This window comes from Nitrosospira sp. Nsp2, from assembly GCF_003050965.1.
Classification (GTDB): Bacteria; Pseudomonadota; Gammaproteobacteria; order Burkholderiales; family Nitrosomonadaceae; genus Nitrosospira.
The window spans coordinates 197,058-208,018 of the sequence record NZ_QAOU01000002.1; the positions used below are offsets into that span (position 1 = coordinate 197,058).

10 protein-coding genes are annotated in these 10,961 nt (G+C 58.9%); 4 read left to right on the forward strand and 6 right to left on the reverse strand.

Annotated elements, in window-relative coordinates; translation table 11 throughout:
* Window positions 1–137: 137 nt before the first annotated feature.
* The 5 genes from C8R31_RS05100 to C8R31_RS05120 all read right to left on the reverse strand — a co-directional run bounded on the left by C8R31_RS05100 (window position 138) and on the right by C8R31_RS05120 (window position 3,321).
* Window positions 138–662, reverse strand: a complete 525-nt coding sequence (locus C8R31_RS05100; protein WP_107692989.1) for a thioredoxin domain-containing protein — start codon at window positions 660–662, stop codon at window positions 138–140.
* On the reverse strand, window positions 659–1,216 hold the full coding sequence (locus tag C8R31_RS05105; protein WP_219907453.1) for a redoxin domain-containing protein: 558 nt from the start codon (window positions 1,214–1,216) through the stop codon (window positions 659–661). The genes C8R31_RS05100 and C8R31_RS05105 overlap by 4 nt, the downstream gene beginning before the upstream one ends.
* Before the next feature lie 40 nt (window positions 1,217–1,256).
* Window positions 1,257–1,910 carry a BON domain-containing protein gene (locus C8R31_RS05110; protein WP_107692991.1) on the reverse strand — a complete coding sequence of 218 codons (654 nt, stop codon included), beginning with the start codon at window positions 1,908–1,910 and terminating at the stop codon, window positions 1,257–1,259.
* Between the two features lie 136 nt (window positions 1,911–2,046).
* The gene (locus C8R31_RS05115; protein WP_219907454.1) at window positions 2,047–2,538 is read right to left on the reverse strand and encodes a PRC-barrel domain-containing protein; all 492 of its coding nucleotides are present in this window, start codon (window positions 2,536–2,538) and stop codon (window positions 2,047–2,049) included.
* 207 nt (window positions 2,539–2,745) lie between these two features.
* Complete coding sequence (locus tag C8R31_RS05120) at window positions 2,746–3,321, reverse strand: HdeD family acid-resistance protein (protein WP_107692992.1); 576 nt, start codon at window positions 3,319–3,321, stop codon at window positions 2,746–2,748.
* A 189-nt stretch (window positions 3,322–3,510) separates the two neighbouring features.
* On the opposite strand from C8R31_RS05120, the gene C8R31_RS05125 reads away from it, so the two are divergent.
* On the forward strand, window positions 3,511–3,870 hold the full coding sequence (locus C8R31_RS05125; RefSeq protein ID WP_107692993.1) for a hypothetical protein: 360 nt from the start codon (window positions 3,511–3,513) through the stop codon (window positions 3,868–3,870).
* Window positions 3,871–3,996: 126 nt separating this feature from the next.
* Window positions 3,997–4,485: a carboxypeptidase-like regulatory domain-containing protein gene (locus C8R31_RS05130; RefSeq protein WP_258192553.1), complete on the forward strand. Its 489-nt coding sequence runs from the start codon at window positions 3,997–3,999 to the stop codon at window positions 4,483–4,485.
* A 99-nt stretch (window positions 4,486–4,584) separates the two neighbouring features.
* Here the strand turns inward: C8R31_RS05130 and C8R31_RS05135 are convergent, their stop codons facing one another.
* The gene (locus C8R31_RS05135) at window positions 4,585–5,595 is read right to left on the reverse strand and encodes an NAD(P)/FAD-dependent oxidoreductase (protein ID WP_107692994.1); all 1,011 of its coding nucleotides are present in this window, start codon (window positions 5,593–5,595) and stop codon (window positions 4,585–4,587) included.
* Between the two features lie 368 nt (window positions 5,596–5,963).
* On the opposite strand from C8R31_RS05135, the gene C8R31_RS05140 reads away from it, so the two are divergent.
* Complete coding sequence (locus tag C8R31_RS05140; RefSeq protein WP_107692995.1) at window positions 5,964–8,333, forward strand: catalase; 2,370 nt, start codon at window positions 5,964–5,966, stop codon at window positions 8,331–8,333.
* A gap of 376 nt (window positions 8,334–8,709) precedes the next feature.
* The gene (glgX, locus tag C8R31_RS05145) at window positions 8,710–10,809 is read left to right on the forward strand and encodes a glycogen debranching protein GlgX (RefSeq protein ID WP_107692996.1); all 2,100 of its coding nucleotides are present in this window, start codon (window positions 8,710–8,712) and stop codon (window positions 10,807–10,809) included.
* Window positions 10,810–10,961: the final 152 nt, after the last annotated feature.

The window sequence follows — 10,961 nt, forward strand, 5'->3', positions numbered from 1 at the left end:
TCCTGTTAAAGTTCACTTTGTCAACGTTCACTTACTACTAGAGCGCGCCAGCATGAGCTGACCCGCCACCTACTCGCTGCCCCCCGGGCCCGAATCTGTCTCATGCCGAGCCGGAACGCCTCACGAATACCTGTTACTTATACATATGCTGCTGCCCGTAGCGCACGCAGGAGGGAGGCTTCATCCCAGCCACCGTCATGACGCTCCCCATTGATGAAAAAAGTTGGGGTACCTGCCACGCCACTGCGCACTCCGCCCATGAAGTCGCGTTTAACGCGCTCGCGGAATCGCCCTGATGCGAGATCCTTTTCGAAGCGCTCCATGTCTAGCTCCAGTGCTTGCGCAAGCGCTGCTATCAGCGCAGGACTCAGCGCTGGCTGATTTTCATAAAGCGCGTCATGCATTTCCCAGAACCGGCCCTGCGCGCCAGCGGCTTCAGCCGCTTCGGCGGCAAATTCAGCCTGCGGATGGACCTGGGCGAGCGGAAAATTTCGGAATACGAAGCGTATCTGATTGTGAAGCTGGTCCTGGACCAGCTTCACAATCGCAGACGCGGCTGCGCAGTACGGGCACTGATAATCGCCATACTCGACCAACGTAACCGGCGCGGTCTCAGAACCCTGCATGTGATCATCCTTACCCACCGGAACGACCAGACTCATGATGCACCTCCGGAAAGCGATTCCAGGGCGCGCAAAACGCCGTCCGCGCCCGGGTTAACGCCAATCGGCGAGACGTGGCTCCAATGGATCACACCATCGGGCTTGATGACGAACAGAGCACGCTCGCTCACGCCTTCCTTGCTTCGGTAGACACCATACTGGCGCGCAACTTCGCCCTTGGGTTCGAAATCGGCCAGCAGCGTCATGTGGTAGCCCCGGTCCTTGGCGAAGGCGGTATGGCACCATGCGCCGTCCACGGAGATCCCCAGCAGCGAGGCGTCGAATTTGGCGAACTCATCGCGAAGCTCGTTGAACAGCGCGAGCTCGTCGCCGCACACCGGGCTCCAGTCGGCCGGGTAGAAAATCAGTACGACAGGCCGTCCGCGCAATTCGGAGAGAGCGACCTGCTGGTCGGGGGTGCTCGGTAATGAGAATTCGGGAGCGGATGTGCCCGCCTTTAATGCTTCCATAAGGTTCTGCCCTCCATTGATGTTCACGTCAAACGAGAAACAAACGAGGGACCCGCGTCCACTCGCATGCCGGTACCTGCACATTCATGCTTGCTCAACCTTGGGGGCGGGGCATCACGCTGGGCTATGGATTTATCGTGATCTCGTTGATCACTCTTGTTACACCCGGGGCCAACCATGCCACTCTTTCCGCTTCGTTGCGTTCAGCCCAGGAACGGACGGTTCCACGCAGGGTGATCTCGCTTCCGTTTGAAATGACGATGATGTTCTTCGCGTCGACTTCCGCATTCCGCCTGAACGCATCTTCGATCTTGCGCTTGATGTCGCTGGGCTCAGCCTTCGGCTGCAGACTGATCAGGGTGGTGACGCGAGTCACCCCCCGCAGTTGCCGGATCGCGTGTTCAGCTTTCTTTCGCTCCCAGTCCCATTCCGCAGTGCCTTCGAGCGTGACCCACCCATCCTTGACAATGACCTTGATGCGGTCCGCTGAACCCGGCACCTCCCGCTGAAGCGCCGCAACCGCGTCTCGCGCGATCTCGGGGTCCGGTCTCATGCTGCTGGTGGGCAGCCGTACCTGGATATCATTTGCCACGGCGCGAACGCCGGGAACGCGTTTGGCATCGACTTCGGCTTGAGGCTTGTAAAGGTAGCTTCGAACAAAGCCGGATAAGGTAACAACGCCATCCTTTACCGCCACCGCGATATCGGTGGCGTCGATTTCGCGATCCCACTTGAGTTCCCACTCCACGTCCTGTTTGATTTCACTATCGGATCTCACGTTGCCTCCGGATATGAACCTGCGGACGTCGATGAATGCTGCTGGGAATTTTCAGAGGCATAAGCACGGCTTCGTCAATCCGAACCAGAATCGTTGAGTCGGATTGCTGAAGATGTGCTCGAACCGGCGGGATGCGTCATGGGGACGGGACGTAGGCGGCGTACTCAAAGTTTGGCATGTTTTTCAATGCGGCCTTGGTCGCTCCGGGGAGAATCGCCTTTGGCGCGAGGGGTTTGAACTGCCGTATGGGGATTGCGACCCGATGCTTGGCAAGGCCGAGGAAGGTTCCTACCTCGACAACTGCCGCGGACAGGTCTCCCTTGGGCGTGGTAATCACGTCCTCGATTTTGCCGATTTTTTCATCGAACTCGTTGTACACGGGAGCGCCAATCAGCTTGGAGGCACGCCATCCGGTTGCAACGAGGTCAGCCTCGATAACCTCGACACCAAGGATTACTTTGCCGGCGATCGCCGGGGGCATCACCGCCTTCTCTTCTTTGGTTTTGGATTCCGAACCCTTATCCTTTTCCGCAGCCTTGTCCTTGGGCTGCTGCGCCATTGCGCCTCCCATCAACGCAACGCTGCAAGCAGCGCATATGACAATTGCCTTTATAGATTTCAAGTTCATGGTTTGCTCCTGTCGAAATTCGTTACTAGTTACTAAAATGCACGAGCAGGGCTGGCAACGCCTCCTGGTTGACGCCTGGGTCCGGGTATCGGGTATCTGTCCCATCCCGAACCAGGCGTTTTCCAAGTCGTGCTCCCCCCTGCCGTGTTCCCCTTTGTTCCCCTTCCTCTTACCTTCTCCTTACCCGTGCCAAATGCCCTCCGCTGACTAACCGTGCGCGGGAAGACTCTCCGGCGGTGTGCCGTGACCACCAGCCCAGTCTCGCGCGCGCCATGCCAGCGCGAGCAGCAGCACGCCCGAAACAATGGCGTAGATGCTGATCAGCCACACCAGGGCCAGCGCTCCGGCGCCAGGGAAGAAAAACACGAATACTCCGAAGGCGATGGAAACAACGCCGTTAAGAATCAGGAACGCCTCGCCGCGGATAATCTTACGCAGGCGAATTGCCATGGCGATATCGGCAATCCCGCTTGCCAACGCGGTCGCACCGATCACGAGCACCAGCATTAATGCGGTCAGGCCTGGATACAGGAGGGCGCCTGCGCCACCTGCAAGTCCTACTAATCCCAGCAGCAGCAGCAGCCACCAATCGTCGATGCTTTTTCGATTCCGCACAGCAGCCGTGATGGATACGGCGCCCGAGACCAGTGCATAAGCGGCAAACATGACGATCAGCCACATGAGCGTAAGACCTGGCCAAAATGCGGCGAGCACGCCAAACAACAGGGAGACTGCACCGCGTATAGCCAATACCTTCCAGGATGCCAAAAGTATTTCATTCATGATGTCACCTCTCGATTTTCAGGAATGCAAGTGACCACAATGGCGGAGTGGCCACCCCACCTTCTGTTCGAAAGCGCACATTGTTCAATATGATTTTCTTCTGAGTTAATCAAGCTTATGTGCGGTGGTGCACAGCGGGAAGCGCTGCTGCAGAGTATGGTTCTACAACGTTTTCATGGAGATAAACCGATGAATGCAGTAGATAAGAAACGAGCCCCCGAGCGTGTTTCACCCAAAAAGAAAAATGGAGAAGTGGCAGAGCAGGTAGACCTGTCCAATCCGGTGAATCAAACCACGAAAGAAGCGGAAGCAGAGGAGCAAACGTTGTTGCCGCACGAGCGTGATCAGACCACCAGGTCCGCAGGCACGAGCCAACCGAATGAAAATGAGATGTCCCGTGCCGTCATCGGGCAGGCCGCGGAAGACACGGAGCATGGCCTGAAAGACACCGACCGCCGAGGCATTCCATCGGACATCGTGAAATCGGACGTGCCTGGTTCAGAACATGGATCGGATGTGCCTGAGCAGGCAAGAAAAAAGAAAAAATGAAGCGATGATGCAAGGATGCTCGCATCGCGCTTCCTCGCTTTTTATTGCGGTTTTATACGAATGCACATGCGCTGTTCCAGATAACTCGTCTTGTAACTATCAACCGGTTCAAATGAGACTCATCACATGCACCCTCTGAAATTTGTTCAAAAAATGATGCTGGCCTTGATTCTGGCTGGTGCTGTCGTCACTCCGGGTTTCGCCGAGGCGGATGAGCCCGCGGCGGGTTCGCCGGCTGCAAGCCCCTCGCTGCCACCGGTTCAGTCGCAGGGCCAAACGGAATTCATGACGGGAGGAATAGGCCTGGACGAATCCGAGGCGATAAAGAAGGAAGGAAGTTCGTGGCCATTGATGCTTGAGTTTGCCCAGGCCGATACTCCGCGTCCCGAGTACATCAGCGATGCGAAGGTCACAATCAAGGACAAATCGGGAAACGTGATGCTGGAGGCGAATGCGGAAGGGCCCTACATGCTGATAAGGCTTGCTCCGGGCAGATATTCCCTATACGCCACCCATGAGTCGGTCACGCTTCATCGGGAGCTGAAGCTTGTAAAAGGGCAGAACAGGAAAATCACGTTGCTCTGGCCTCCGTCCGGGAATAAGACTACGCAGTAAGGGTGACCTCATGGCGCTCGCTTCCGGGTTCAATCACCAGACCGGTTCCGAAGGCGCCATGAGGTTGGGCGGCCGGGGCCGATGATGCGTATCAGGCGGTCAGACCCCCAGACCCTTGCTCAACCAGTTGTGTATATCAGTCGCGGCAATGGCGGCATGGCCCATGGCGACGCTGATCTGGCTCAATTCATTGACCACGTCGCCGGCGGCATATAACCCCGGCACGGTCGTGCGCTGATGGCGGTCGACGATCAGATTTCCACATTTGTTGCGCCTGGCGCCCAGTCCGATGGCAAGTTCCGATCTCGGGCTCTCCCCCAGCATTGGGTAGATGACGTCGAAAAAGACTTCTTTCCCGCCTGAAAGGCGGATCGCTGCCCGGGGCTGCCCGGTTATCGACACTTCCGCCTGCGCATCCTCGATCACATCGATTCGCGCCTGCCGCAACTTTTTCCGCTCTGCTGGTGGGAACGTGGTATCGCCCATGTATATAAGCGTGATTTTTCGTGAGTAGGTTTGCAGGAACAAGGCATGGCTCACGCCATCCCTGGCCGAGCTCGACATGACCGCTATTGCCTGGTCTCTCGCTTCATACGCGTCGCAAATCGGGCATAGACGAACCAGGCCGCGTCGAACGCCTGCGGTCCAGTTGGGAATGTTGTGCACGACGTCGGCGGTGCCGGTTGCGAGCAGAACCGTGGAGGCGCGAAGCGCAGGCAAATCGTGAAGGAGGAAACCTCCGCCGTCTCCAGCCCGCATCGCTTCGAATACATGTCCTTCCCGTTTCAGGGCAGAGATTTCGGCAGCTTCGATCTCCACCTCGTAATGCGCCGCCTGGCAGCGGAGACGCTCAAGCAGTTCATCACCCCCGACCCCGTCTGGAAAGCCGGGACAATTGTGACTTGCGGGTATAAGCGACGCGCGGCTGCACCCGCTATCGATCACCACGACCTTGCGCCGAAAGCGGGCGAGATAAACCGCCGCCGTCAGCCCCGCGGGTCCTCCGCCGATGATCAGGCAGTCCTTGCCGCCATTGAGGTCGCGGCCGTAATTGTCGTTCTGGCCGCGGTTGAGGGAAGGTGGATTGCGCGGGGGTGGCACGGCTGACATTGTTATGCTCGCTTTATCTTTATGTTTATCTCTTCAATAACTCGCGAACAGAACAGGATTGGAATGGATGCTCGCGCGCTTCTTTCACGGTCACTCACTTACACGGTGATCGAAGCATATGCCCGGCGCTAGCTGGATTCCGTACGGCAAGGCACAAAGCCAGGCGTGGTGTCTCTGCATGCGACGGACAGGAAGGACGCGCGCGGCGTATTCACGATGCTGATGAGGTATGTTCGATGCCGCACTGAAGGCGACAGAAAAAGACCTCATCATCAGGGTCTTACCCGCACCTCAGCAAACGCACCCCAGTAAACCCTGCTTATCCAGCTAAACCCTCCAGTTCAATTCATCTTTTTGAAAGGATCACTATGGAAACTGCTAATGAAAATGACAATCGCTCGACCGTGAGCGGCCCGTCACGCCCGGACGGAACGCCGGCAAACGAGTTCACTGCAAAGCTCGCGGCAGCTCAGGAACTCGCCGCCGCCATGCCCTACAACGCCAACAAGGCGCTTGAGTATGGCGAGGTCTCCCCCGCACCGGAAAAAGGGCAAACAGTGGAACCATCCGATCCGAACGCGACCGGCAGCACCTTGACCGAGGACACCAGTTCCGACAAGACCGGCATGGGGGAGCCGCAACTGGGCTTCAATGCCACCAATGAGTCGCTTGACCGCGTACGCGCCGACTCGAGCGGCCGCGCGCTGACCACCAATCAGGGGGTCCCGGTGGCGGACAACCAGCATTCATTGAAGGCGGGGTTACGCGGCCCGGCGCTGCTGGAGGATTTCATTCTGCGCGAGAAGATCACGCATTTCGACCATGAACGCATACCCGAGCGCATCGTGCATGCGCGTGGCTCTGCGGCCCATGGGTATTTCGAGTGTTATGAGTCGCTGGAGCGATACACCCGGGCGACGCTCTTTGCCGAAGAGGGGAAGAAGACGCCCGTCTTCGTGCGGTTCTCGACGGTGATCGGCGAGCGCGGCTCGGCGGATACTGTCCGCGACGTGCGGGGCTTCGCGGTCAAGTTCTATACTGACGAAGGTAACTGGGATCTGGTGGGAAACAATATTCCCGTGTTTTTCATCCAGGACGCGATAAAATTCCCCGACCTGGTGCATGCAGCCAAACCCGAGCCCCATTTTGCGATGCCGCAAGCCTCCACTGCGCACGACACCTTGTGGGATTTCATCTCGCTGATGCCGGAATCGGCCCACATGATGATGTGGGTCATGTCGGACCGGGCGGTACCGCGCAGCTACCGGATGATGCAAGGTTTCGGCGTGCACACTTTCCGTCTGATTGCGGCGGATGGTGGCTCGCACTTCGTGAAATTCCACTGGCGTCCGCTGGCAGGGACGCATTCGCTCGACTGGGACGAAGCGGTAAAGATCAGCGGAGCCGATCCGGATTTTCACCGTCGCGATCTTTGGGAAGCCATCGAGTGCGGGGCATTTCCGGAATATGAGCTCGGCATGCAGATTTTTACCGAGGAACAGGCGGAAAAATTCAGCTTCGACGTGCTCGACGCCACCAAGATCATCCCGGAAGAACTGGTTCCGGTTCGGACCGTGGGCAAGATGGTTCTCAACCGCAACCCGGACAATTTTTTCGCTGAAACGGAACAGGTGGCATTCTGCGCCGCGCATATCGTTCCCGGGCTCGATTTCACCAACGACCCCTTGCTGGCCGGCCGCATCCATTCATACGTGGACACCCAGATATCACGGCTGGGCGGGCCCAATTTCCATGAAATCCCCATCAATTCGCCGGTCGCGCAAGTCCACAACAACCAGCGCGACGGCATGCACCGGCAAGCCATCAACCGAGGACGCGTTGCGTATGAGCCGAATTCTCTCGCCGGCGGATGTCCGTTCCAGGCGGGCGCAGCCGGTTTTTCCTCCTATCGCGAGCCCCTGGCCGGGGACAAGGTGCGCGGCAGTCCCGAGCGTTTCGCGGACCACTACACCCAGGCAACGTTATTCTGGAACAGCCAGACGCCCGTGGAAAAGGCACACATCATCAGGGCCTTCCGCTTCGAGTTGACGCGCGTGCAAACCCCGGCGATACGGCAGCGCATGGTGTCGGTGCTGGTGAACGTTTCCCTGGAGCTCGCGGAAGCGGTCGCGCTGGGGCTGGGCATCGACCTGCCGCCGGCCCAGCCTAAAGCCTTGCAAACGCGCGTCGTACCCGAGGTCGAATCCTCTCCCGCGCTCTCGCTTTTTGCCCGGCCCGGCGAACGCAATATCCGCATGCGCAGGGTCGCCATTCTGGTTGCTGACGGGGTGAACGGCGCGAGCGCAAGAGCGATTCATGCCGGGCTTGCCAGGGAGGAAGCGGTGCCTCGTTTCGTCGGCGTTCGGCTGGGACGGGTCCAAAGCACGGATGGGAATCAGATCGAGGTGGATGTTACGGTAGAGGCCATGCCTTCCGTGCTCTTTGATGCCCTGGTGGTGCCCGGCGGACACGAGGACATGAGAGTCTTGGCCAGCACAGGCCCGGTGCTCGAATTTATCGGCCAGCAATACCGTCATTGCAAGCCGATCCTGGTTCTGGGCAATGGCAGGGCGCTGGCAGAGCGGGCAGGCGTAAAGCTCGTGCTTCCCTCCGGCGAGCTGGATTCGGGCGTGCTTTACTTCCAGGATGAGAACTTCGACGATGTCCTGCCGCAGTTTGTGGAAGCAATCGCCGCCCACCGGCATTTCGCCAGGGAGACAGACCCTCCGCAGGTCTAGGGAAGCGCCGAACAAATCCTCGCTGAGCGCGTTGCAGTTAAAATTGGGATGATCGTAAGGTGCGCGACGCTGGTCGTAGCCGGGACTACGATGCCAAGGAGCGCAACGCCGTGAGCGCCCGATTTTACCGCAACCCGAATGGGACGGGGCTTTGCGGGTGGTCTGCCTTGTCCGGCTCCTAGCGAAGGGGATCAGCCATTCGCGTCGTCGCCTTTCGCACATCCCATCCCGCAAAGCCGCCGTCGCGCCAGCGGAGATTTGTTTGGCGCTTCCCAAGGGAACCGGACGCGGAGGGACTCAACACGGCCGTTGGACACTGTTATCATTGCTTCATGCGATGTGAGCAGTCTTCAAGGCCCTGGGGCCAGTCCTTCGAATGAAAGTCTGGCCCGGCACACCCTATCCGCTTGGCGCGACCTATGATGGCGCGGGGACGAACTTTTCGGTATTTTCCGAAGTGGCCGAGCGTGTCGAGTTGTGCCTGTTCGATGAGGCAGGCCGCGAAACGCGGGTGGCATTGCCCGAGGTCACCGGCCACTGCTGGCATGGCTATCTCCCCGGCGTGGAACCGGGGCAACGCTACGGCTTCCGCGTGCACGGCCCATGGGCGCCGGAGCAGGGCAACAGGTGCAATCCCGGGAAGCTCCTGCTCGACCCCTATGCAAAGGGCGTCTATGGCGATATTGCGTGGGACCAAGCTGTATTTCCCTACCATTTCAATGCCGATCCCAACGCGGCCAATGGCGGGGACAGCGCACCCTTCATGCCCCGCTGCATCGTCCACCAGCCCTTCTTCGACTGGACTGGCGATCGTCAGTTGCAACGGCCCTGGAACGAAACGATCATCTATGAGACGCATGTAAAGGGTTTTACTGCACGCCACCCCGACATTCCGCCCGAATTGCGCGGTACATATGCGGGACTAGCCCATTCCGAGTCGATTGACTACCTGAAGAAACTTGGCATCACTGCTGTCGAGCTAATGCCCGTGCACTATTTCGCGAACGACAAGCACCTGCTGGACCAGGGGTTGAGCAACTACTGGGGCTATAACTCCATCTGCTACCTCGCTCCGCATGGCGCGTATGCCGCCGACAAGCGGCCCGGCGCCGCCGCCGCGGAGTTCAAGCAGATGGTAAAGGCGCTGCACCAGGCCGGTATTGAGGTCATTCTCGATGTGGTCTACAACCATACCGGCGAAGGCAACCACCTGGGTCCGGTGCTGAGCCTGCGCGGGATCGATAACGCCTATTACTACCAGTTGATGGAGGACCGGCGTTACTACCGGGATTACACCGGCACCGGCAACTGCCTCAACATGCGCCAGCCCCACGTATTGCAACTGATCATGGATTCACTGCGGTACTGGGTGCTGGAAATGCACGTGGATGGCTTTCGCTTCGACCTGGCTTCGGCCCTGGCGCGCGAACTGCACGAGGTACAGATGCTGAACGCCTTTTTCGATATCATCCAGCAGGATCCGGTCACGAACCAGGTGAAGTTGATCGCCGAACCCTGGGATCTGGGCGAAGGGGGGTATCAGGTTGGCAATTTCCCGTCAGGCTGGTCCGAATGGAACGGCAAGTACCGCGACTGCATACGAAACTTCTGGCGGACGCAGGAACCCACCCTGACCGAGTTCGCCTATCGCTTCACCGGCAGCCCCGACCTCTACGCGGGCAATTCGCGTCGTCCGTTCGCCAGCATCAACTTCGTCACCGCGCACGACGGTTTCACTCTGCGCGACCTGGTGTCCTACAACGAGAAACATAATGAGGCCAACGGCGAGGACAACCGCGATGGCAGCGACGACAACCGTTCCTGGAACTGTGGCGTCGAGGGGTCTACCAGCGATCCAGATGTGCTCGCCCTTCGCGCCCGGCAGCAACGCAATTTTCTGGCCACTTTGATGCTGTCCCAAGGTGTCCCGATGCTGGTCGCGGGGGACGAGGCAGGGCGCACCCAGCAGGGAAACAATAACGCCTACTGCCAGGACAATGAAATCTCCTGGCTGGACTGGGATCATGTGGATAAGGACTTGCGGGACTTCGCATGCCGCCTGATTCAGTTCCGCCGCGCTCACCCCGTCTTTCGCCGCCGCCGCTGGTTCCAGGGGCAGGCCATTCACGGCGAGGGCAAGGACGACATCGCCTGGTTCGATCCGTGCGGTGAGCAGGCGAGCGAGCAGTTATGGGAAGGGGGGGTGGTGCAGAGCCTGGGGATTTTCATCAACGGTGAAAACTTCCCCAACCCCAATGCCCGCGGCGAACCGGTCACGGACGACAGTTTCTACCTGATCTTCAACGCGCACTTCGAAGACGTGGATTTCATCCTGCCGCCCAACCGCTGGGGCATGCGCTGGCTGAAAGTGTTCGATACTGCGGAAGGATGGTCGGAGGATGGGGCTGGGCTCGAAGCCGGCGCTACGCTGTCGGTCGTGCAGCGGTCGTTCGTGCTGCTTCAGCGGCGGGCGTGAATACCTGCCCGTAGCCAATAGGCGCTTACTTGATGCCGGACAAGTGGTCGCTACAGGGCTTCCGAACTGCAAACCTACGCCATTATGCTCGCCGGGTTGGGTTCGATCGGGCTCATGGGGTGGCGCAAGAAGGCAGAAAATCGGGGCGAAAT

What these genes read in the sequence shown, in the direction of transcription:
- C8R31_RS05100 (WP_107692989.1), bottom strand. Translation starts at nt 662, where the DNA reads ATGAGTCTGGTCGTTCCGGTGGGTAAGGATGATCACATGCAGGGTTCT.
- C8R31_RS05105 (WP_219907453.1), bottom strand. Translation starts at nt 1,216, where the DNA reads ATGTGCAGGTACCGGCATGCGAGTGGACGCGGGTCCCTCGTTTGTTTC.
- C8R31_RS05115 (WP_219907454.1), bottom strand. Translation starts at nt 2,538, where the DNA reads ATGAACTTGAAATCTATAAAGGCAATTGTCATATGCGCTGCTTGCAGC.
- C8R31_RS05120 (WP_107692992.1), bottom strand. Translation starts at nt 3,321, where the DNA reads ATGAATGAAATACTTTTGGCATCCTGGAAGGTATTGGCTATACGCGGT.
- C8R31_RS05125 (WP_107692993.1), top strand. Translation starts at nt 3,511, where the DNA reads ATGAATGCAGTAGATAAGAAACGAGCCCCCGAGCGTGTTTCACCCAAA.
- C8R31_RS05130 (WP_258192553.1), top strand. Translation starts at nt 3,997, where the DNA reads ATGCACCCTCTGAAATTTGTTCAAAAAATGATGCTGGCCTTGATTCTG.
- C8R31_RS05135 (WP_107692994.1), bottom strand. Translation starts at nt 5,595, where the DNA reads ATGTCAGCCGTGCCACCCCCGCGCAATCCACCTTCCCTCAACCGCGGC.
- C8R31_RS05140 (WP_107692995.1), top strand. Translation starts at nt 5,964, where the DNA reads ATGGAAACTGCTAATGAAAATGACAATCGCTCGACCGTGAGCGGCCCG.
- glgX (WP_107692996.1), top strand. Translation starts at nt 8,710, where the DNA reads ATGAAAGTCTGGCCCGGCACACCCTATCCGCTTGGCGCGACCTATGAT.